Consider the following 23443-nt stretch of genomic DNA (forward strand, 5'->3'; position numbering starts at 1 on the left):
TTTACAAAGATAATCAATAATTAATAAACATTTTTATAAAAGGTTTTCCAAACCCCTACCTTTTCACCATTTAAGTACTTTCCTTTGGTTTTAATTTTACCAGTTTTGTAGAAAGTTTTCCAAACACCTTCTTGTTTTCCGTCTTTGTAACGTATGGTCGATTTTAATTCGCCAGTTTCATAATAGATTTTCTTAACACCATTTAAAACTCCATTTTTATAATTGAGTTCGGTGCTAGGATTTCCATTATTGAAATAAAAAATAACCTTACCATGAAATTCTTCTTTATTTAACACTTTGTTATAGCTAAATCCTTTCATGTAAAGGTTCCCATTTTTGTAATAATCTTTAAGTAAATACCCTTTGCGAACTTTTTTAGGATTAGCTCTGTAGTAGGTAGCATTTTCTTGTTGTGTTACTTTTTGATCTTTGGTGTACCAAATTTTTTGAGCATTGGTTGCCAATGTTGATAAAAAGAAACAACAGAATGCGATAAAGACTATTTTTTTCATGGTTATATTTTAGTACCTCCTAAACCAGCATAATCATTGATAAATTGATTGTTTTGACAGTATTGAGATAATTTTTCTTCTATAAATGATTGTACAGTATCTTTTTCGTTCTTCGGATATAATACGTGTACATTTGCTCCCGCGTCTAAAGTAAAACAAATATTACTACCTGTAGCAGCCCTGTATTCCCAAATTTCATTGATAACTTTTAAGGTGTTTGGTTTCATTAAAATGAAATAAGGTTGGCTTGTTAACATCATGGCATGTAATGTTAGTGCTTCACTTTCTACTAAAGTAATGAAATCTTTAATAGCACCTTCTTGTAGTATTTTAGATAATTTATTTAAATTATCATTTGCTTGCTTAAAACGATTTTCTGCATAGGGATGATCAAACATTAAGTTATGACCAACAGTACTAGATACTTGTTTTTCTCCTTTATCAACTAATAAGATAGTATCTTGATATTCTTTAAAAATAGGAGCCACTTCAAAAGGAAATTGCACACCATACAAATTTGAACTTTCAGGAATTTCAGGATGTTCTCCCCAAACAACTAAAGGTCCTTCAATACTTCTACTAGCACTTCCAGATCCTAAACGAGCTAAAAAAGAAGCTTTACGTTTTACAAAATCTTCAGAAATATTAGGATTTAATTCTTTCTCTAAGCTAAGTAAACACATAGCTATGGCACTCATACCACTTGCAGAAGAAGCAATTCCGCTACTATGAGGAAAAGAATTTTCTGAATTAATGAACATTTTATAAGCTGAGATGTATGGACAGTATTCTAAAATTCGTTCAAAAAAAGTAGTTATTTTAGGTTTAAATTCTTCTTTCTTATTTCCTTCAAAATAAATTTCAAACTCAATTCCTTCTGAATCCTTTTTTTCAAAGTCAATAGAGGTAATTGTATGACAATTGTTTAAGGTAAAACTAATAGAGGCATTTTTTGGTATTTGAGGATTGCTTTTTCCCCAATACTTTACCAATGCAATATTGCTAGGAGTTTGCCATTTGTATGAAGCCTTTTCAATTGAAAAATTAAAATTATTTGGTATAAAATCTGCAGTATTCAAAGTCAAAAATTTGGTGTAAATATAAAGCTTAGCTTACATTTCAGCTAATTTTTGTAATACACTTTCTTTATAACTTCTACTAATAGGTAGGGCTTTATTGTTAATTTCGATATATTCATTAGTGAAAGAAGTTATTTTTGAAATGGAAACTATATAAGAACGATGAGATCTTAAAAAGCTAAACGAAGGTAATTTAGTTTCTATATTACTAATACTTTCTCTAGTAGTAATTGTTTTATTGATCGTATGAATTTTGATATAATCACTTAAGCTTTCTATATAAAGTATTTCTTCAAAATTAATCTTAACCATTTTTCTGTCAGCTCTTACAAAAATGAAATTATTGAGCGCGTTTTCTTGAGCAGGAGTATTGCTTTTAGTATTAGAAATTTCAAATAGTTTATTGATGGCTTGTAAAAAACGATCAAAAGCAATAGGCTTTAACAAATAATCAACTGCTTGTAAATTAAAACCATCAACAGCATACTCTCTGTAAGCAGTTGTAAAAATGATTTTAGTTTTTTTGTTAACCGATTTCGCTAAAGATAAACCAGATACTTCTGGCATATTAATATCTAAAAACAATAAATCTATTTGTTGTGTATTCAAAAGATTAAAAGCTTCCATAGCATTGGAACACGATTTAATTAATGTCAACTGAGGAATTTTTTGAATGTATGAAGCTATAATTTCTCTAGCCATTGGCTCATCATCAACAATAATGCAGTTAATATTAGTGTCCATTTTTTATAGATTTTAATTGGTCGGTTTGCACTTTTAGTAAAATTTTAAAAACATCGTTATCATTAGTAATAGACAGAGAATGTGCAGGAGATGGATACACAATATTTAATCGTTTTTTAATGTTTTCTAATCCAATTCCTTCAGAAGTTTTATGCGTTTTTTTGAAAGTGTTTTGAACTGAAAAGATTAATAAATTATCAATCAGACTTATGTTAATTTTTACAGTTAGTTTCCCATTTATAATAGTTCCGTGTTTAAAGCTGTTTTCAATAAAAGGAATTAGTAGCATAGGAGCTATTTCAATATCTTTATTAGGTGTTTGATCATTCAAAAAAACATCTAAAGTATCATGAAAACGCATTTTTTCAAGGGTAATATAATCCTCAATGTGTTGTATTTCATTTTTCAACAGCACAAAAGGTTTTTCAACCTGATATAAAATATAATCTAATAAGTTGGATAGTTTTAAAATCATTTCTGGAGCAGTGTCCGATTTTTTCAAAGCAAAACCATACAAAGTGTTTAGTGTATTAAACAAGAAGTGTGGGTGGATTTGCATTTTTAAAAAGCGTAATTCTTGTTCTTTTAATTGAAGTTGAGTTTTTAGAAATTTGTTTTTTAGATCTTCATTTTTAATTGTCGATTTATAATTATGAATTAAAAGTCCGAGAATTATTACTACCAAAACAATAAAATACACACTAAAAATTATAAAAGGTAATGTTTTGGTTAACGGAGAAGCATTGTTTGTAGTTAAATGATGACAAAAAACAATACCATATAAAATAGATAAAACAATAAAAAAAGAAGAGATGATAAAAGTATAAACGGTGTAAAGAAAAAATAAGCCTAACTTTTTTTGAAGTAAATATCTAGGGATAAGGAAATACAGAAAAAAATAACTAATACATATTGTAATAGGCATTAAAAACAATGAAAACTTGTTTACATAAGCAATGTTACTGGTACCGTATCCTAAAAAATAAGTATAGAAAAAGTAAACACCTATCCAAAATAATATATGAATAGTGAGTATGCCTAATGTTTTAATAATTGATTTAAATGAAACCATTAATGCAATATCGATTTTTTTATCTTAACCAGCATAAAATGCGACAGAATACTCATTTTAATAGCTAAACTACGTATTTGCTAAAAGTATTCAAAAATTGGTAGTTTTATGTTTTGAATAGGTAAGTGGTCGATTTTATTTAAAGCTTGCAGAAAGGTAACATAGATTTGAGGCATATTAACTTTTAAATTTTAAGAACTATGATTTTTTTATTATTCGGACAGCTTTCAGATAGAATGAGTGAAGCAGGCTCAGGTAACTCTTATCCAATATTATTAATGTTACTAATTTGTATTGGTTTAACCGTATATGCTTTTTTGAAAGGTGATGAAAACGGAAAGTTTAAGGATTTGATATCGCATGTTGGTTTATTAGCTTTGGTATGGGGTTTTTTAGGAATGATGATTGGTTTGATAGGTGCTTTTGATGCTATTTCCATAGCAAATGATGTAAGTAGTCAGGTAATAGCAGGTGGATTAAAAGTAGGGTTGTTATCTCCTGTTTTTGGAATGTTTGCCTTTTTAATAGCTAGATTAGGAATTATTATTTTGGTTTTAAAGAAAAAGTAAACGCGAAAAAGAATCAAGGGGAACATCCCCTTGTTTTTAAATTAGGTATTTTAGCGGTCTAAAAAGAGATACCTTGAACAGAAAGATAAAACTTATTTGGGACTTTAAAGGTCCAGATGCATTAGAAACAGCAAAACATCATTGTATTCATTTAAAAGAGTTTACTCAAATAGACAATTTACCTTATCATGAAGTGAATCATGAAACTGTTAATGAAATGCATACCATTGCTTTTATTATTGTAGATGAGGTAAATATGAAAACATATAGAGATGCTTTAAAACCTCATAGAGGAGTTTTAGCATAATTTAAAAAACTAAATTGTATATTTAGTTTCTTTATCAAAATGTGTATGTTGTTTAAAAAGTTTTTTATTCCCCTTTTTTTATTTAGCTTTTCATTAAGTGCTCAGCACAAATACAACACATATACAGCTCATTACTCCATAGAAAAAGCTATTAAAATTAGCAGTGATGTTATTGAAGGTAGAACTGAGTTTTTTGAAAAACAGGCTGAAGAGAAGCCATTAATGTTTCAGAAAACTAAAGTTATGATTGGAGAGTTAAATAGATTATCCAACAACATCACTAAGTACATAGAAAATACTCAAGAAGAGGTAAATAGAGAGCAGGTTTTATATGATTTACTAGATAAAAATCATTACAAAAACCTCATTTTTAAGGAAAGTGGGGGGTTAACTATCAAAGGAGATTCTTTAAGAGTTAAAATTGATAGTTTATATATACACTCCAAAAGAATCAACGTACACAGATTATCTCAGTTAGAAAATTTTTACGAAGAACATTTTAAAACAAATGCCGATTTTTATCATAATGAGGATAAAATTAGTTATTTCGATTACTTGTTTTACGACAAATCTAATTATGGAATGATGATGGCTATGAATTATTTATTGTTAGATGTTAAAACATTTCAGTTGTTGTATTATGGTACAGTTATGAATTACTAAACTTTAAAAACATAACTCGTTGTAAAAAGTCAAGCAGGTTTGTAGTAGCAATAATTTAATTAACCTTTGATAATTTAGTATAAGTTAAAGTTTATGGTATTGATTTGAATGTGCATTATATTTGCAGCAAATTATAATCCCAAAAAATGAAAAACGAAAAGAACAAGAGTGTTTTCTTTCTTTTATCAATTCACAATAAGAAGCATTCTGAAGAAAAAGAGCTAAGATTTTTCTCGAATAACAATCAACAGTTTTACTAGACAAAATAAAAACCGTAATTGATAATGAAATAATTGTAAAATTATTCGTTATAAGTTAGGGTAAAACAGCATTGGTCTCTTTTAATAGTAGAGATTGATAAATAATCCCAAATATTTTTTACTTTTAAGTGGTTTAATTTTTTAATTAAATCACTTTTTTGTTTTGCTATAAAGAGAAGAACCGTATTTATTCTAGATTACTTACACTAAAAAAACGTTTGTATAATATTTTGTGTTTCTAGAATATTAAAAACTAACTAGTTTTGTTTTGTAAAGCAAAGTTTTTATAACTTAGCTGTGTTATGAAAAAGTTAGTAAGGTATATACCTTTCCATTTATTGCTGTGCTTAATTGCAGGTATTTTAATAGAGTTTTACATCGGTTTGTGGAGTTATGAATTGTATGTTTTCTTTGTTGTTCAAGCAATCTTCTTTATTGTATTAATTTTTACTCATCTTTTAAAAAAGCAAACATCCTTTAAAATATTAGTTTCTTTAGTTTTTCTTTTGATTGGAGTTTTTGCTACGTATCATTCTAATCCAACTTATAAAAAAGACTATTACCTTAATTTTTATGAAAAAGATGCTGGAGTTGTTTTAAAGATTTTTAAAAAGATTAAATCCAATACGTTTAGTTCGAGATATGAAGCTTTAGTGGAAAGAGTAGGTGATAATTTGACCTCAGGTGAAGTTATTTTGAGCATCCAGAAAGATTCCTTGTCAGATTTACCGAAAATTAACGATCTGATAGTTACTACATCTTTACTTCAAGAGGTAAGATCACCCTTAAATCCCAATCAATTTGACTACAAAGATTATTTAAATAAAAAAGGTATTTACCATCAGATATATTTAAAGAGTAACGATTATAAAATTTTAGAAGGAAGTGCTAATTCTTTACAAAGTTTAGCGTTAAGTATTCGAGAAAAAATTCAAAAAAGATTGTTCGAAGAAAAGTTTTTAAAAGATGAGTTAGCTATTATTAATGCTATTTTACTAGGGGATAGACAACACATATCACAAGAGCTAACAGAAACTTATATAAATGCAGGAGCAATTCACATTTTAGCAATTTCTGGTTTGCATATAGGTATATTGTATATGTTGTTATTATTTTTTACAAAACCTTTGTGTTATCTGAATAAAGGTAAGTTAATACAGACTGTTTTAGTAATAGTTGTTTTATGGATGTTTGCTTTTTTAACGGGGTTAGCCACTTCTGTAGTTAGGAGTGTTACTATGTTTTCGTTTGTGGCTTTTGGTGAATTGTTGAAAAGAGAAAATGCGTCAGAACATTCTTTAATTTCTTCGATGTTTTTCTTGTTGTTAATACATCCGATGTTTTTATTTGATGTAGGTTTTCAGTTAAGTTATCTCGCTGTATTTTCTATAGTTTATTTACAGCCTATTTTCTTTCATGTGGTTGTAACGCCTAAAAATTATTTTTTACGAAAGGGGCTAGAGTTAACTTCGGTATCTTTAGCAGCTCAGGTTGGAGTACTACCTTTGAGTTTGTATTATTTTCATCAGTTCCCTAGTTTATTTTGGTTGTCTAATTTATTAATAGTTCCTTTTTTGGGGAGTATTTTAACCTTTGGTTTTTTCATTATCATTTTATCTCTAATAAATTATTTGCCTACATTGTTTGTATCATTATATAGCTTTATTATAAAGCTGATGAATGTTATTGTCAGTTGGATAGGTAATCAAGAGTTTTTTGTGTTAAAGCAAATATCAGTATCATTTTTAGGAATAATTGTATGGTATTTGTGTATTATTTCACTGTATCAGTTTTTCAAGGATAAAAAAGCGAAATGGATAATTTACTTTTTAAGTTCAATACTTTTTATTCAGATAGTTTCTTTCAAGGATACCTATGAAAACCAAGAAACAAAAGAATTCATAGTTTTTCATAAAAGTAGAAAAAGTTTAGTGGGTATAAGGGAGAATGATTCGTTAAAAATTATTAGAAAGTCAGATAAACAAGAAACAATACAAAAAGATAAAATGTTACTTAGTTTTATGAATGGAAAAGCTCAAACCTTAGTAGTTGAGTCGAAAGACTATTCAGTTTTAAATATTGAAACTAAAACAGTATTGTTTATAGATAGTCTAGGTGTTTATCCAAAAAAGAAATTGAAAGAAACGATTGTTGTATTACAGCACTCACCAAAAATAAATTTGAGTAGATTTTTAGAAGAGGTAAGTCCTGATCAAATTGTTGCAGATGGAAGTAATTATAAAAGCTATGTAAAGCAATGGAAGGAAACCTGTAAAAAAGGAAAAACACCATTTCACTATACAGGTGAAAATGGTGCTTATATTATGAAATATTAATTCTTTATCGTTTATAAAGAACTCTTGAAATTCTTTTCAAAATCTGCCCAAGGAGTGCTTTTGTATGCTTCGCCACTAAAGTAAGCTAATATTTTTTCAAACTTTACTTTGTCTAAGTAACCAGGTACAACTTGAATCATTTGTTCTTCAGCATTAAAAAATGCAGTAGAAGGATAACTCATTTTTCCGTTCATAATAGCTGCAGCTAATTCATGATACTTACTTCTACCTTGTTGAACAAACTTAAAAGTCTTTCCTTTAAAAGTAATATCTTTTTTGCCTTCACCATCCATTTTTACAGCATAGAAGTTATCGTTAATGTATTTTACAATCACATCATTTTTATATGTGCTAGCATCCATTCTTTTACACCAACCACACCAGTCAGTATATAAATCTACTAAGATTGGTTTTGGTGTTGCTTTGTTTAATTTTATGGCTTCTTCAAAAGATAACCAGTTTACGTCTTGTGCTTTTGCCGATATTGCTGATAAAATGAAAACAGCTACTAAAAAAATATTTCTCATACTACGTAAGTCTCAATAAGTATTCCAAATTTACAAAAAAACCTATCAAATTTTGTTTGATAGGTTAATTTATTATAAATAAAGTGATTATTTTTATTTTACACCGTGCATTAACTTTCTCATTATAGGGTTTAAACCTGCTATAATTAATCCAGCTACAATTGGAATTACTGTAAAAATTAAGAAGAAACCAGAAATAGAATATGCTTTTTCTATTTCTTCGATATAACTACCTACAGTACCTGCTAATTTATTACCCATTGCAATAAATAAGTAGTAAACACCAAACATAAAACCAATCCATTTAGCTGGTACAAGTTTACTTATGTATGATAAACTTACTGGTGAAATACATAATTCACCCATTGTATGGAATAAATAAGCAGCGATTAACCAGAACATGCTAACTTTTACAACAGGTTCACCAGCAACAATTCCTTGTGATCCCATTGATAAAAATCCGAAACCTAAACCTAATAAAAGTAATCCTAATCCGAATTTTAAAGGACCAGACATGTTGTATTTACTTTCCCACCATTTAGAGAATAAAGGTGCTAAAGTAATAATGAATAAAGAATTTAAAATACCAAACCAAGTAGCAGGTACTTCCACACTTTCTTGAGAAAAGTCTCTATTGATTTTCCAAGCTACAATTCCCCAAATAATAATAAAACTAATAGAAAGAATAATATTACCTAAAGCAAACTTAGCAAACGTTTTTTTGTATAAAAGATATAAAACATAGGTGATGATACCTAAAGGTAAAATAGTAAGTAAAGCATCAATATATTTAAATAACGTACCAGAAGTACCATCTAAAACTCTTTTAGTATACTCTTCAGCAAAAATAGTCATAGATCCACCTGCTTGTTCAAATGCAGCCCAAAAGAATACTGTAAAAATACAGAAAACACCTACTGCAATCATTCTGTCAAAAACAACTTTTGAAGAAGTGTTTTCTTCTTCAATTTCTTCAACAAAACCTTGATCTCCGTCTTTACCAATAGTGTTCAGATTAATTTGTTCTTTTTTCTTAGGCGCTAATCCAATGCTACCAAAAATATTTTGAGTAAAATAGAATTGTAACATTCCAATAAACATAAAAATACCAGCTAAACCAAATCCCCAAGACCAAGAATAGTTTTCTCCAATATATCCACAAAGCATAATACCTAAAAAGGCACCAGCATTTACTCCCATATAAAAAATAGAGTAAGCACCATCTTTCTTTTCTTCGTGATTCTTGTACATGTTAGAAACTATCGATGTCATGTTTGGCTTAAATAAACCATTACCAACCATTAAACATCCAATACCTATGTAAAAGAATAATGGTGTTTCAACAGCCATAGCAGCATGTCCTAAGGTCATGATAAGAGCACCTATAATAACTGCCCATCGGTAACCTAATAATTTATCAGCGATAAGTCCTCCAAAAACAGGAGTCAAATATACTCCCATCGTATAAGTACCATAGAGAGACAATGCATCAGCTTTTGCCCATCCAAACCCTCCATCAGTGACAGAGCTTATTAAAAATAAAACAAATAAGGCACGCATTCCGTAATAAGAAAAACGTTCCCACATTTCTGTAAAAAAAAGCACAAACAATCCAGCAGGATGTCCTAATACTTTATCTTTAAATAAGTTTTCTATATCTGTATTCATTTATGTAAAATTATATTTAGTATTAATTATCAGCTATTTCAAAACCTTCAGCTTCTTCATTTTTTGTTCCTGCAATATCTTCAGCACCATGTGTCAATCTTTTCAATGGTTTCAATATTGCTAATATTAATAATCCAAATAATGTACAGAAAATAGCAATTCCTGTAAACACTTGAAATTCTCCTGCTCCTTCAGACAATTCACCAACAAATCCAGCTACTTTGTTTCCTAAACCTGTAGCAGCAAAATAAGCTCCCATCATAAAAGAAGCATATTTAACTGGCGCTAATTTTGTAATAAAAGATAATGCTACTGGTGAAGCACATAATTCTCCAATAGTATGAAATAAATAAGCAAGTACTAACCATATCATTGCTGATTTTTCAACTATTTGGTCACCGTCCATAACTACTTCCATACTAGCTTTACTCATAAAGAAAAAACCAAAAGCCATTATAATAACTCCAATTGCCATTTTGAATAAAGAAGAAGATTCTTTTCCAGATCTTCCCCACTTATACCAAAAAGCACCTACAGCAGTACCTAATACAATAATAAAAAAGGCATTAATTGATTGAAAAACGGCTGCTGGGACTTCATTTCCTATAAAAGGTAATGAGAAAGAAAGTAATCTATCTGTCTTTTGTTGTGTGTATAAACTCATTAAACCACCAGCTTGCTCAAAAGCTCCCCAGAAAACAATGATAATTAAGAATGATAAGAACATAACTAACATTCTATCTTTCTCTACAGCGGTTAAAGGTTTTTTCATTAATTCTTTATCAGGAGAGTCACTTTTTCCTAAAAAATCACCAACTCCTTCTAAATATTTTAAACCAAACATGTATACTAATTGACCCAAAGCCATTCCAATACCTGCTAATCCAAATCCGTAGTGCCATCCCCATTTAGCAGCAACAGCACCTACAATTAAAGCACCTAAAAAAGCACCTAAATTGATACCAATGTAAAAGATGTAGAAACCTCTATCTCTTCTATCATCTCCTTGCTTATATAAACCACCAACCATTGTAGAAATGTTAGGCTTTAAAAAACCAACACCAATAACAATTAACACAAGACCAGTAAAAAATGCCCATTGTGCATCAATAGCTAAAATACCGTGACCAGCGCAAAGTAATAATCCACCTAACATCACGGCTTTTTTCTGTCCAATAAATTTATCAGCAATCCAACCTCCAGGAATAGAAGTTAGATAAACAAACATAGTATAAGTACCATAAAATGATAGTGTTTCAGCATTCGACCATCCGTAGCCTGATTGAGGGTCTCCGAGTAATACCGGAGCTGCTAAAAATAAAGTTAAAATAGCACGCATTCCGTAATACGAGAAGCGTTCCCACATTTCTACGAAAAATAAGACATAAAGCCCTGCCGGATGCCCTAAAATTTCTTTTTGTTTAATTACTGAATCTTTCATTGTATAGTATTATCTAGTTTTAGTTTTTATCTACGTTTAAATTTTTCAATACAAAATCAGTCATCTTATTGTATAAGTGTAATCTTGTATTTTTCCCCATATAAATTCCGTGAGTTCTGTCAGGATAAATAGCCATTTCGAAAGGTTTGTTGTTTTCGATTAAAGCATTTATCATACGCATTGTATTTTGTTGATGAACATTATCATCACCAGAACCATGTACAATTAAATATTTACCTTTTAATTTATCAGCATGGTTTAATGGTGAATTTTCATCATATCCAGTTGCATTTTCTTGTGGAGTAGTCATATAACGTTCTGTGTACACAGTATCATAAAAACGCCAAGACGTAACAGGAGCTACAGCAATAGCCATAGTAAAAACATCATTTCCTTTTAATAAACAATTAGTACTCATAAAACCACCATAAGACCATCCCCAAATACCAATATTGTTTTCATCTATATAAGATTCTTTTGCAAAAAACTTTGCAGCGGCAATTTGATCTTCAACTTCAAACTTACCTAATTCTTTTTGAGTTACTTTTTTAAAGTCTCTTCCTTTGTAACCAGTTCCTCTACCATCAACACAAACAATTACAACTCCTTTTTGAGCTAGCATTTGGTGCCAATAATCATTACTTCCATTCCAACGATTTGCTACTTGCTGAGATCCTGGACCTGAATATTGAAACATTAATAAAGGATATTTCTTAGAAGGATTAAAATTTGCAGGCTTAATCATCCACATGTTTAAATCGTTACCATTAATGTTGTAAGTAAAAAACTCTTTTTTACTCATTTGATAACCATTTAATTTTACTTGTAACTCTAAGTTATCTTTAAGAGTTTTTATTTTTGTACCAGTTGCATCGTATAAAGCATACACAGGAACTTGTGTAGTAGAAGAGTATGTGTTGATAAAGAAATTCATGTTTTTACTAAAAGAAGCACTACTTTGTCCGCTTTTAGGAGTTAATAATTTTTTATCAGTACCATCTAAATTAATTGAATAAACACCTCTATTAATAGAACCATTTTCTACAGATTGGTAGTAAATTTTAGAGTTACTAGTGTTTAATCCGTAGTAATTAGTAACATCCCAGTTTCCTTTTGTAATTTGATTTTTTAAAGTTCCAGTTTTATCATAGTGATAAATATGATTGAAACCATCCTTTTCACTTGTCCAAATAAAGCTATTATCATCTAAAAAAGTAAGATTGTCTTGTATGTCAACATAAGCGCTATCAGTTTCGTTTAAAACTACTTTTTTGCTTTTTGTTTTAGCATCGTAGAAATACAATTTTAAATCATTTTGATGACGGTTTAAAGTGGTAAAAGATAAAACAGTAGCTTCTTTTGTCCATTGAATTCTAGGAATATATTCATAACCATCTAAATTAATTTTACTAACACTTTTATCAGCAACCGTAAAAAGATTTAATGAAACTTTTGCATTTTTTTCTCCAGCTTTAGGGTATTTGAATGTATTCATTGAAGGATATAACTGGTTTCCTGTAACATTCATTGAAAATTCAGCAACTTCAGATTCGTCAAAACGTAAAAAAGCAAGATAGTTACTGTCTTTACTCCAATCAAAAGCTTTTACAAATCCGAATTCTTCTTCGTAAACCCAATCAGTAGTACCATTAATAATAGCATTTATTTTACCATCATTAGTAACTTTAACTTCGCTGTTCTTTTCTAAATCTCTAACAAATAAATTATTTTCTTTAGCGTAAGCTACTTTTTTACTGTCAGGAGAAAAAGTAGGTTCTTGTATTCCTTTGCCAATTAATGTTACTTGTTTTGATTTTATATCGTATACATAATAAGTTCCTTTGTAAGAATGACGATATACTTTTTGAAAGTCGGTACCTAATAATAATTTTGTTTCGTCATTATTAAAAGAATAAGAGCTAAAGAAAGGTACATCATATAAATCTTTACTACTTACAATAGTTTCTACTTTTTGTTGTGTAGTATAACTATATTTATCTACAGTAGTAGTTTTAGTAGCATAATCAACGTTTAACAATGAATAAAAATCCCCATTCATAGAATTTAAAGCATTCATTCTATCCGCAGAAAATGTTCCGTTCCAAATTTCTTCTAAAGTTATTTGTTTTTTACCGGTCGTTGAAGTAGAGTTTGTTTGACCATTAATGGATAATAATATCCCAAAAATTGCTAAAAAGCATAATTTTTTCATGAAGTAAATAATTTATTTGTTGATTTAACAAAACGACTGCCAAGTTTACGAAAAAATAATAAATTTTACTCAAAATTAACAGAAAAGTGCATTTAAAAATTCTTATTACTTTGAAAGAATTATCTTTGTTTTCTATAAAAACAAGATGAATGTCGAAGATTATTTCTGGTTTTTCTAAACTTACTAAAGAAGAAAAAATAGATTGGTTGGCTGAAAACTATTTTAACAATCAACCTGAAATTATACAAACTATAAAGCAATATTGGAATGTAGATGAGAAACTACAACAGTTACATGATGACTTTATAGAAAATACAATTACCAATTTTTACATGCCTTACGGTATTGCTCCAAACTTTGTTATTAATAACAGAGAATATGTAGTTCCTATGGTAGTAGAAGAAAGCTCTGTAGTGGCAGCAGCCTCTAAGGTCGCTAAATATTGGAGTACCAGAGGAGGTTTTAAAACAACTGTAATTAGTACTACAAAAATTGGACAAGTTCATTTTTTATATGCTGGAAAAAAAAGTGATTTAGAATCATATTTTAATCAAAATAAAACAGAACTATACGCAGCTACAGCTTCCATTACAAAAAATATGGAAAAAAGAGGTGGAGGTATTTTAGATATTGAATTAGTTGATAAAACAGATAAATTAGAGAATTACTATCAGCTTCATGTTACTTTTGAAACAAAGGATAGCATGGGAGCGAATTTTATAAATTCTTGTTTGGAAACAATTGCTAAAAAGTTTCAAAAGGAAGATATAGAAATTGTGATGAGCATTTTATCAAACTATGTTCCTGAATGTATAGTCAAAGCTGAAGTAAGTTGTCCTGTAAAAGATTTAGGAGGAGAGAATCCTGAAAAGTTTGCACATAAATTTGAACAAGCTGTTAAAATAGCCGAAATAGAACCTTACAGAGCGGTAACGCATAATAAAGGAATTATGAATGGTATTGATGCAGTAGTTTTAGCTACAGGTAATGATTTTAGAGCGATAGAATCTGGTGCGCATGCATATGCTGCTAGAGATGGGCAATATACTAGTTTGACACACTGTGAAGTGAAAGACGGTATTTTTAGATTTTGGATTGAAATTCCATTAGCTTTAGGAACGGTTGGAGGTCTTACAGCTTTACATCCAATGGCTAAACTATCGTTAGATATGATGCAAAAACCAAGTGCAAGAACTTTAATGCAAATTATTGCAGCAGCAGGATTGGCGCAAAATTTTGCAGCTTTACGAGCATTGACAACTAAAGGTATTCAGCATGGACATATGAAAATGCATTTGATGAATATCTTAAATCAACATAACGCAACTAATGAAGAGAAAGAAACAATTAGTTCGTATTTTGAAAGTAGAACTGTTTCTCATAGTGCTGTAGTTGAAAAAATTAAATCGTTGCGTAAGCCAAAAGTTAATTGGGTAGATTTTGCAAATGAAGATGAAGTTAAGAAACAATTAGCTACCTTAAATAATGAAATGAAACCTGCTTTTGGTACGATGAATGCGCAACAGATGATTGAACATTTAAGTGCAGTAACGCAAATAGCTAATGGAAACTGGAAGGTTGATGTTTTTGTTTCAGATGAAAAGTCAGCAAGAAGAAAACCGTTTTTAAATACAGATAATGAGTTACAAGTTGGTTTCAGAGCATCATTTTTATCTGAAAATCCAGTGGCATTACAATTTTCTTCCATAAATGAAGCTATTGATGATTTGATTAATCAAGTAAATGTGTTTTTTGAAGTTTTTGAAAAAGAACCTAAAAGAACAGTGGTACACCCTTTCTTTGGTGAGTTAGATTTTGAGTACTGGAAAAAGTTTCAAGTAAAACATTTTACGCATCATTTTAAGCAGTTTGGGTTAGTGTGAAAAAATGTCTCCTCGAGCGCAGTCGAGAGGTTATAATAAAATAAAATTATCAAAACAAAATCGGAGTCAATCACATTTACTCCGATTTTTTTAATAGCTTATGTATTATAAATTACTCATGCTCGCAAGCCTGAGGTTCAACACAACAATGATGCGCTGGATCATCTGCACAATTTGTAATTAGATCTGGATCTGGATTAGATCCTAATTTATGTAACAAACCTCCTGTTATCGTTTTTTGCTGATTTTTTGACATTTCTACCACGTTTCCTAAATTTAAAATGTTTTTTAACATAATTTTTGTTTATTGATTAATAATATGAATTTGAATACCTTTTTTTGAAGTATTCATTATTATGTTCTTTAAAATCAAAAAATGTTAATACGTAGTTTCATTTTTTTTCTTCTATAGTTCAATTATTTTTCAATGTTATTACAAATTGATGATTTAGATTACCAATGAAAAATAGATTATATAGATATAGGTTATAAAACTGTTTTTTAATTTTTACTTTTGTCGAATTAAGCTATCAAGAAACAATGCTTTTTGTTAATTCATCTATTAATCTAGCAGATAATTTATTTTGAAAAAACATTATTCAAACGGAAAACTACTTTTAACAGGGGAATATGTAGTTTTAGATGGAGCAACCTCATTGGCAGTTCCTACAAAATATGGACAAGATTTAGTTATTGAATCAATTAAAGAGCCTGAATTAATTTGGGGAAGCTTTACTGACGAAGGAAATTGTTGGTTTGAAGCTTCTTTTAGTTTATCTAAGCTACGCTTAACATCTGCTACATTTAATTCTGATAAAGAAGGAAGTTCAGAAATGATTGCGGAAACGTTATTGAATATTTTAGAAGAGGCAAGAAAAATGAATCCTGAGTTTTTACAGGTAGATCATGGTTTTGTAGTAAAAACAAATTTAAGTTTTCCTCAACATTGGGGATTGGGAAGTTCTTCTACTTTAATTAATAATATAGCTTCTTGGGCTAAGGTAAATCCGTTTGATTTACTTTGGAATGCTTTTTCGGGAAGTGGTTATGATATTGCTTGTGCTCAGAATAATTCTCCTATTTTTTATCAGCTACAAAATAAAAAGCCAATTGTAGAAACAGTTGATTTTAATCCTGTTTTTAAAGATGAATTATTTTTTGTTTACTTAAATCAAAAACAAAATAGTAGAGAAGGAATAGCTCAGTACAGAAAGAATAATGCAAATATTCAGACAGAAATTAATAGTATATCAGAATTAACTAAAGCTTTTTCAGAAGCCAATAATACTGTAGATTTAAATAAAATTATTGTTGAACACGAGAAGCTTATCAGTTCTATAATTAAATTAGAACCAGTGAAAGATAGATTGTTTTCTGATTATTTTGGTGAAGTTAAAAGTCTTGGAGCATGGGGAGGAGATTTTATTTTAGCTACAGGTAACAAGAAAACACCTACTTATTTTAACGAAAAGGGATTTGATACAGTACTATCTTATAATGAAATGATTTTATGAAGAGAGTAATAATTATTGGAGGAGGAGCAGCTGGTTTTTTTACAGCGATTAACGCTAAAGAACAAAATTCGGATTTAGATGTTACTATTTTAGAGAAAGGTAAAGATGTTTTGCAAAAAGTTAAAATATCAGGAGGAGGAAGATGTAATGTAACACATGCTTGCTTTGAACCAAAAGAGTTGGTTAAATTTTATCCGAGGGGAAAGAAAGAATTATTAGGACCATTTCACCAATTTATGACTGGTGATACTTTTGAATGGTTTGAAAATAGGGGAGTTCCTTTAAAAATAGAAGTAGATAATCGTGTTTTTCCAGAAGCAAATACCTCACAAGCTATTATAGATTGTTTTCAAAAGTTAGTTTCAAAATTAAATATTAAGGTTTTAACTAATCATGGGGTTACTTCATTTAAACCCAATGGAGAAGAATGGATTGTTACAACAAAGGAAAAAGAATTTATAGCAGATAAATTAGTGATTGCAGCTGGAAGTAGTAAAAAAATATGGGAATTTTCTAATGATTTAGGGCATACAATTATTCCTACAGTTCCTTCATTATTCACTTTTAATATTAAAGATCCTAGATTAACAGATTTGCTTGGATTATCTGTACCAAATGCAGCTGTAAAACTAGTTGATACTAAATTAGAGAATTCAGGTCCTTTATTAATTACGCATTGGGGACTTAGTGGACCAGCAATTTTAAAATTATCGGCATATGGTGCTCGTATTTTGGCCGATAAAAATTATCAATATAATATTAGAGTAAACTGGTTAGGACAAGATATCAATAGTATTACAGAAAAATTAACTCAGCTAAAAAAAGAGCAAGCTAAAAAACAATTGATTGTAAAATCGCCTTTTTCAGAAATTCCAAAACGTTTATGGGAACGTTTGGTAATTGCTGCACAGATTCATAAAACTCAAAATTGGGGAGATTTAAGTAATAAACAACTTCAGAAATTAGCAAATGAACTTACTAATGGACTTTTCAATGCTAATGGGCGTACTACATTTAAGGAAGAGTTTGTTACTGCTGGTGGTATCGATTTAAAAGAGATTAATTTCAAACGTTTTGAAAGTAGATTACATTCTAATTTGTTTTTTGTGGGAGAAATTTTAAATATTGATGCTGTAACTGGCGGATTTAATTTTCAAAATGCATGGACTGGAGGTTTTATCTGTGCCAGTGCAATTAGTGAATAGTTATTATATCTAAAGAAAAAATATCGAAAACTAAAGAATTTCTAGTTGTCGATATTTTTTTAAATTTTAAATGTACCATTATCCTAAAACATAGAATAGTGCGATATACCTAAGATAAAGAATAGTACAAGTACAGCAAACGTACTAACTATTGAATCTTTATGAGCAATGTGTGCTACTAAAGCTGTAATTAAGAAAAAAGCGATTCCTGCATATGTCCATTCTTTTATAATATTCGGGGTTTTGGGAATAAGAAAAGTAATTACAGCAAATATTTTTAATACGCCTAATTGAATTCTAAAAAAATTAGGAAATCCCAAGTCTTTTAAGCCATTTATAGTGCTTTCACTAAAAAAGTACATGTAAGAACTTAACATTAAAAAAGTAGCAAGAATAAATGTAGAAATACAGTAAATTAAATACATCATTTATAAAAAATATTCTTTTACTTGATTTACTAATTGAGTACCGTCTGGATCGGATTTGGTTTTTAAATTGCACATGTTTTCAGCCCATTCAGAAGTTCGAATTCTTAAAGGTGGATTTTCATTTTTAGCGACTTCTAAAATTATTTCAGCAACTTCTTTTCCAGTTTGATAGGGAGAGGTGTTTTCACTTGTGGCTCTACTTTGAGCTCCTTCTAAATATTTCTGAAAAATAGGAGCATAATCACCTGTGGCCATTTCTCCATTATTATTGACTGTTTTTGCCACAGCATTTTCCATAAATGAAGTTGCAATACCTCCAGGTTCTACCATAGAAAATTTAATTCCGAATGAAGGTGATACATACGAAGCAAGCGCTTCAGTAAAACCTTCAACAGCAAATTTTGCACCACAATACAACTCATTAAAAGGTTGTCCAACAAGACCTCCAACAGATGTTACGTTAATAACATGTCCTGTATTAGCTTCACGCATCTTTGGTAAAACAGCTTTTGTAGTTCTTATAACACCAAAATAATTTACATCAGTAACCCATTTTATTTCCTCTTCAGAGGATTGTTCTAATGTTTTGGCAAATCCTGCTCCTGCATTATTAAGTAAAACGTCAATTTTACCATCTTTAACTGTAATATAATCTACAGCTTTTTCTATAGAATTGTTATCGGTTACATCCAGTTGTATGATTTCGATATTAAGATTCTCTTCTGTTATTTTTTGTTGTAATGTATTAGACTTTTCAAGGTTTCTCATACTAGCATAAACCTTAAAACCTTCTTTTGCAAATAAAATAGCAGATTCAAATCCAACACCAGTAGATGTACCAGTGATTAAAATGTTTTTTTTCATTTTGATTGATTTAATAGGGAACTAAGTAGTTTTTTCTTTTAAACGATAATACTAAGATACTAATTTGGAATAATTATTCCATTTAGCTTTGTGTTTTTTTGAAGAAAGTTAGTGTTAAAATTTAGAAGTTATTTTTTCTAAAAAAGGAGAGAAGCTATTTTTTATTCTTCATTTCATTAATTCTCATTGGCATAGCATCAATAATTGAGAAAAGTTGTTCTTTAGTTAGCACTTGTGTTTGTTTGAGTTTTTTTCTTCCATCTAATCCTATTAAAATAATTTCAAAAGGCTCTTTTTTATTAAGAGTTCTCTTAGCAAACCTTTCAGTTATTTTATTAGAATAGTTTAGTTTTTCATTTAAATAGTTAACGGCAGAAAAGTTATTGTTGGTAATCCAATACAAAACAAATTTTCGATCTTTTAATTCGGTATTTAAGTTTGTAAATTCTTTTATTTGTTTGGTGTATTTGATAGAATTTTGGTCGGTAGTTTTAATAATCAAAATTCGATTGTTCCATTTGTGCTTTTTTAAATCTTGTCCAGTAACTTTTGTAGTAATAGCACATGTAATTATAAGTGTTATTAGCTGTATTGATAATTTAATGTTCATGGAATTTTAAGTTTACAGTAAAATGTTCTATAAAATTAATTAATTTTAAAGTATTATGTTTCCTGATGGATCAAAGTTATAATGTTTAAATTTTATCTCTTTAATAATTTTTACTTCAGTACCAACACCATCACCCCAGAAAGTACCTTCATCATCAGCTTCAAATATTTTTCCGTTATCAATAATTAATGAAACATAAGGGTGTTTTGCTAGTTCTTTGGGAGCACTAATGATCGTTTTACAGTTAAATTTTTCTGATAATTTTAATGCTAAAAATAATGCTCTGTGTTCAGAGTGCAGCTCATCAGTTCTTAATAACGTAATTACAGTAGGGAATTCACTTTTATATTTTTCAATTTGTAAAGCAAAAGCAGAAAAAACTTCATCTGTATCTTTGATTTCAGAGTTTTTATTTCCATCAAACACGAATGTTTTTTCAAAGTTTCCTTCCCAATTGATTAATTGCTTATGAGAGAATAAAGAATGAATGAATTTAACTAATTCAATTCTTTCTACTTTAGCTTCAATTCCAATTTCTTCCATTTTAAAATCAAATACTATTATTTAACTATTTCAATGGTTCTATTAGTATTAGAAGTATCCCATTTTAAAATATCATTGTACCAAACTTTGGTAACAATCGTATTGTTATTACTATTTTCAATAGCTGCTTTTACAATATCTGCATCAGTATTTGAGAATTCAATTTTTGTTTCAGAATAGCTATTCTGATCTGTTGTTAAACTCGGAGAAAGAGACAATAATGTTCCATTTTCAGTTTCAATAACTGAAATGCCTTTTGGAGTGTCTAATTTATTATCGTAAAACTTTTTCCATTCTCCATTAATCTTATGGTAAATATTAATGTCGGATTCTTTATAACCATTTTCAATTTCAAATAAGTTTTTACCTTCTTCATTCAAATATTTAATGGTGATGTTGGTATCTATATTAACACAACAATTATCATTATTTGAACATGCATAAAAAGATATTACAATGGATAATAGCAAAATTAGTTTTCTCATATCTAGTTTTTTATAGGCGAAATAAAAATAGAGAAACAATTTTGTTTCTCTATTGTAAATTTATATAATTTTTTGTCAATTACTCATCATCGTAAGCATACACTCTTTCAATAGACCAGTTATCATCATAACCATTTTTCCATTTTCCAGAAGCTAACTCTTCATCAGTAGAAAGGCATACATCAAGATTTTCTCTAATTTGTTCTTCAGCCATATCTTGACCAATAAATACAATTTCATTTTTTCTATCGCCAAAATCTTTGTGCCAATTTTCTTCAATGATATCTTGATTTTCAATGAAAGTTAAATTGTTACTTCGGGTTTCATAAGACATGCTTCCCCACCAAACACCAGCACTATCAGCTTTTAAAGAACCACCAGCTTGTCCCCAAACCAAAGCTTGTTCTGGTCTAGATGATAACCAAAATAATCCTTTACTACGAATAACATTATCAGGAAATTGGTGTTGTATAAAATTCCAAAAACGTTCTGGATCAAATGGTTTTTTACTACGGTATACGAAAGAACCAATACCATATTCTTCAGTTTCTGGTGTATGTTCTTCTTTATTTAATTCCTCTATCCAGCCAGCACTTTGTTCAGCTTCTTCAAAATCAAATAATCCAGTATTTAAAATTTCGCTAGGAGCTACTTTACTGTAACTAGATTCTAATATTTTAGCTGAAGGATTTAATTTTTGAATAGCAGCTTTTAAAACACCAAGATGATCTTTACTAACCAAATCAGTTTTATTTAAAATGATAACATTGGCAAACTCTATTTGGTCAGTTAATAAGTTAACAATCGTTCTAAAATCACCTTCAATATTTGTTAACTCTCTATCGATTAAAGTTTCTGGACTACCGAAGTCTTTAAAAAAGTTAAAAGCATCTACCACAGTAACCATCGTATCAATATAACTAAAACGAGAAAGATCAATTCCGTTTTCTTCATCTACAAAAGAAAAAGTTTGAGCTACAGGTACAGGCTCACTAATACCAGTACTTTCAATAAGTAAATAATCAAAACGATCTTCTTTAGCCAATCGTTCAACTTCTACCATCAAATCTTCTCGTAATGTACAGCAAATACAACCATTACTCATTTCTACCAATTTCTCTTCAGTTCGAGATAGTGTATTTTCACTTTTCACCAATGCTGCATCAACATTTACTTCGCTCATGTCATTTACAATAACAGCTACTTTTAATCCCTGTTTGTTGTGTAATACATGATTTAATAAAGTAGTTTTTCCTGCTCCAAGAAAACCACTTAAAACTGTTACTGGTAGTTTTTTATTCATCTCTGCTAGTTTTTTGTGAATACAAATTTACCTATAAACTTTTATTAATGCAATTTGATTGCTTTAATGGAAGTTTATAGGTAAGGAAGAGATATTGATAAACTAAGAAAGGGATTGAAATACGTTACATTTGTGTATGTTCATACTCTGGATGAGGATTAGGAATATCATTTTTATGATCTCCTATAATTTCTCTAATGTCAATTTCTATACCTCTAGAAATGGTGGTAATTGGTACATCGTTAGCAATTCCTTCGAAAGGATTTTCAGAAACATCGCCAATACGTTCCATGGTAAAGAAAATCCATGAAATGATAATACTAAAAGGAATGATTAGCCAAACAAAATTATTAGCAATAATATTTTGAATGGTACTTTGACTTTCATAATTCAATAATGATTGACCAATTTTATCAAATTCACTCATTAACCCAAAAGGAAGTAGTGCTACAAAAATCCATGCAAAAAATAGGTTTAGAGTTGCAAATTGTCTTGGATAAGGAAAGTTTTTAATACGCTCTGCTTTTCCTTGAAGTGTAAAAAACTCTTCAATCATCTTTTTAAACTCCATATGACGGAAATCATCTATTAAACCTGCTAATTTTAATTCTTTAAAATGATTTGATTGTAATTTTAAACAAGCTGCCTGTTTGTTAGTTTTACTTAGTACCTCTTGCTTTTCTTCTGAATTTAAATAATCATCTAATTCTTCTGATAAAGTATATTCATATTCCTGAATATGCATTTTTTTCATCACCTCTTGGTCCGATTTATTACTGTAGGTAGTTTCCCAAGGCTTTTTTACTCTTAAAGCATGTCTTAAAGAAGTCATCCAAGCTACATGTCTCATGATGATTGTTTTCTTTATTTGAAAAAACTCAGCGTCCGATTTTTTGTTATTGGTAAACTCATTTGTAATAAAATCATTGGTCATAGTAGCGAATAACCTTGAAGCATTTACAATACCTCCATATATTTTTCTGGCTTCCCATAAACGATTGTAAGAAGCATTGTTTTTAAATCCGATAATAAAAGCTAAAGCAGTACCCACAAGTCCTATAGGTAACCATGGTAAGTGCAACCATTTCCAATCTAAAAGTTCATATAGAGTTACAGGAATGATAGATGTTAAAAGGAAAATATAAATATATCTTCGGGTCCAACTTAGCATTCGTTTAATGGTATAATTCTTTTTTGTGTACATGATTACTTTTGTTT

General features: G+C 29.4%; 23 protein-coding genes. 7 read left to right on the forward strand and 16 right to left on the reverse strand.

The window, feature by feature from the left end; all coding sequences use genetic code 11:
- Window positions 1-20: 20 nt before the first annotated feature.
- From EYW44_RS16265 to EYW44_RS16280, 4 genes are read right to left on the reverse strand one after another with little or no spacing between them, the layout of a single operon-like run.
- Window positions 21-512 carry a toxin-antitoxin system YwqK family antitoxin gene (locus EYW44_RS16265; RefSeq protein ID WP_132724997.1) on the reverse strand — a complete coding sequence of 164 codons (492 nt, stop codon included), beginning with the start codon at window positions 510-512 and terminating at the stop codon, window positions 21-23.
- Window positions 513-514: 2 nt separating this feature from the next.
- Window positions 515-1591 (reverse strand): diphosphomevalonate/mevalonate 3,5-bisphosphate decarboxylase family protein, encoded by a 1077-nt coding sequence (locus tag EYW44_RS16270; protein ID WP_132724999.1) that lies wholly within the window; start codon window positions 1589-1591, stop codon window positions 515-517.
- A 33-nt stretch (window positions 1592-1624) separates the two neighbouring features.
- Window positions 1625-2335, reverse strand: a complete 711-nt coding sequence (locus EYW44_RS16275; RefSeq protein ID WP_132725001.1) for a LytR/AlgR family response regulator transcription factor — start codon at window positions 2333-2335, stop codon at window positions 1625-1627.
- Window positions 2325-3407, reverse strand: coding sequence for a sensor histidine kinase (locus EYW44_RS16280; protein WP_132725003.1), 1083 nt, complete (start codon window positions 3405-3407; stop codon window positions 2325-2327). The genes EYW44_RS16275 and EYW44_RS16280 overlap by 11 nt, the downstream gene beginning before the upstream one ends.
- Window positions 3408-3607: 200 nt before the next feature.
- On the opposite strand from EYW44_RS16280, the gene EYW44_RS16285 reads away from it, so the two are divergent.
- The 4 genes from EYW44_RS16285 to EYW44_RS16300 all read left to right on the forward strand — a co-directional run bounded on the left by EYW44_RS16285 (window position 3608) and on the right by EYW44_RS16300 (window position 7542).
- The gene (locus EYW44_RS16285; protein ID WP_243643683.1) at window positions 3608-3976 is read left to right on the forward strand and encodes a MotA/TolQ/ExbB proton channel family protein; all 369 of its coding nucleotides are present in this window, start codon (window positions 3608-3610) and stop codon (window positions 3974-3976) included.
- Window positions 3977-4049: 73 nt separating this feature from the next.
- Entirely contained in the window at window positions 4050-4283 is a 234-nt protein-coding gene (locus tag EYW44_RS16290; protein WP_132725005.1) for a hypothetical protein, read from the forward strand.
- A gap of 45 nt (window positions 4284-4328) precedes the next feature.
- Window positions 4329-4946, forward strand: coding sequence for a hypothetical protein (locus EYW44_RS16295; RefSeq protein WP_132725007.1), 618 nt, complete (start codon window positions 4329-4331; stop codon window positions 4944-4946).
- Between the two features lie 562 nt (window positions 4947-5508).
- Window positions 5509-7542, forward strand: coding sequence for a ComEC/Rec2 family competence protein (locus EYW44_RS16300; RefSeq protein ID WP_132725009.1), 2034 nt, complete (start codon window positions 5509-5511; stop codon window positions 7540-7542).
- A gap of 11 nt (window positions 7543-7553) precedes the next feature.
- Here the strand turns inward: EYW44_RS16300 and EYW44_RS16305 are convergent, their stop codons facing one another.
- The 4 genes from EYW44_RS16305 to EYW44_RS16320 form a co-directional block, all read right to left on the reverse strand.
- Window positions 7554-8069, reverse strand: a complete 516-nt coding sequence (locus tag EYW44_RS16305; protein ID WP_132725011.1) for a thioredoxin family protein — start codon at window positions 8067-8069, stop codon at window positions 7554-7556.
- Between the two features lie 93 nt (window positions 8070-8162).
- Entirely contained in the window at window positions 8163-9737 is a 1575-nt protein-coding gene (locus EYW44_RS16310) for a peptide MFS transporter (protein WP_132725013.1), read from the reverse strand.
- Between the two features lie 22 nt (window positions 9738-9759).
- Window positions 9760-11178: a peptide MFS transporter gene (locus tag EYW44_RS16315; protein WP_132725015.1), complete on the reverse strand. Its 1419-nt coding sequence runs from the start codon at window positions 11176-11178 to the stop codon at window positions 9760-9762.
- A 19-nt stretch (window positions 11179-11197) separates the two neighbouring features.
- Window positions 11198-13390 (reverse strand): S9 family peptidase, encoded by a 2193-nt coding sequence (locus EYW44_RS16320; RefSeq protein WP_207893805.1) that lies wholly within the window; start codon window positions 13388-13390, stop codon window positions 11198-11200.
- A gap of 149 nt (window positions 13391-13539) precedes the next feature.
- Between EYW44_RS16320 and EYW44_RS16325 the strand changes: the two genes are divergently transcribed.
- Window positions 13540-15273 (forward strand): hydroxymethylglutaryl-CoA reductase, degradative, encoded by a 1734-nt coding sequence (locus tag EYW44_RS16325; protein WP_132725019.1) that lies wholly within the window; start codon window positions 13540-13542, stop codon window positions 15271-15273.
- 112 nt (window positions 15274-15385) lie between these two features.
- On the opposite strand, the gene EYW44_RS16330 is transcribed toward EYW44_RS16325, so the two are convergent.
- The gene (locus EYW44_RS16330; protein WP_132725021.1) at window positions 15386-15568 is read right to left on the reverse strand and encodes a hypothetical protein; all 183 of its coding nucleotides are present in this window, start codon (window positions 15566-15568) and stop codon (window positions 15386-15388) included.
- A 289-nt stretch (window positions 15569-15857) separates the two neighbouring features.
- Here EYW44_RS16330 and EYW44_RS16335 point away from each other — a divergent pair, with 289 nt between their 5' ends.
- Together EYW44_RS16335 and EYW44_RS16340 are read left to right on the forward strand one after the other, a co-directional pair.
- Complete coding sequence (locus EYW44_RS16335) at window positions 15858-16787, forward strand: GYDIA family GHMP kinase (RefSeq protein ID WP_132725023.1); 930 nt, start codon at window positions 15858-15860, stop codon at window positions 16785-16787.
- Window positions 16784-17992 carry an NAD(P)/FAD-dependent oxidoreductase gene (locus tag EYW44_RS16340; RefSeq protein WP_132725025.1) on the forward strand — a complete coding sequence of 403 codons (1209 nt, stop codon included), beginning with the start codon at window positions 16784-16786 and terminating at the stop codon, window positions 17990-17992. Before EYW44_RS16335 ends, EYW44_RS16340 begins: the two co-directional genes overlap by 4 nt.
- A gap of 83 nt (window positions 17993-18075) precedes the next feature.
- Here the strand turns inward: EYW44_RS16340 and EYW44_RS16345 are convergent, their stop codons facing one another.
- From EYW44_RS16345 to EYW44_RS16375, 7 genes are all read right to left on the reverse strand, one after another.
- Window positions 18076-18420, reverse strand: coding sequence for a DoxX family protein (locus EYW44_RS16345; protein WP_243643684.1), 345 nt, complete (start codon window positions 18418-18420; stop codon window positions 18076-18078).
- Window positions 18421-19284, reverse strand: coding sequence for an SDR family oxidoreductase (locus EYW44_RS16350; protein ID WP_132725027.1), 864 nt, complete (start codon window positions 19282-19284; stop codon window positions 18421-18423).
- Between the two features lie 154 nt (window positions 19285-19438).
- Complete coding sequence (locus EYW44_RS16355) at window positions 19439-19894, reverse strand: DUF4174 domain-containing protein (protein ID WP_132725029.1); 456 nt, start codon at window positions 19892-19894, stop codon at window positions 19439-19441.
- A 45-nt stretch (window positions 19895-19939) separates the two neighbouring features.
- Window positions 19940-20437 (reverse strand): hypothetical protein, encoded by a 498-nt coding sequence (locus EYW44_RS16360; protein ID WP_132725031.1) that lies wholly within the window; start codon window positions 20435-20437, stop codon window positions 19940-19942.
- Between the two features lie 17 nt (window positions 20438-20454).
- Window positions 20455-20922 carry a hypothetical protein gene (locus EYW44_RS16365; RefSeq protein WP_132725033.1) on the reverse strand — a complete coding sequence of 156 codons (468 nt, stop codon included), beginning with the start codon at window positions 20920-20922 and terminating at the stop codon, window positions 20455-20457.
- Window positions 20923-21001: 79 nt separating this feature from the next.
- Complete coding sequence (locus EYW44_RS16370; protein WP_132725035.1) at window positions 21002-22225, reverse strand: GTP-binding protein; 1224 nt, start codon at window positions 22223-22225, stop codon at window positions 21002-21004.
- 124 nt (window positions 22226-22349) lie between these two features.
- Window positions 22350-23429: a bestrophin family protein gene (locus EYW44_RS16375; RefSeq protein ID WP_132725037.1), complete on the reverse strand. Its 1080-nt coding sequence runs from the start codon at window positions 23427-23429 to the stop codon at window positions 22350-22352.
- Window positions 23430-23443 lie beyond the last annotated feature (14 nt).

It is taken from the genome of Tenacibaculum sp. M341 (assembly GCF_004337695.1).
Taxonomy (GTDB): Bacteria; Bacteroidota; Bacteroidia; order Flavobacteriales; family Flavobacteriaceae; genus Polaribacter.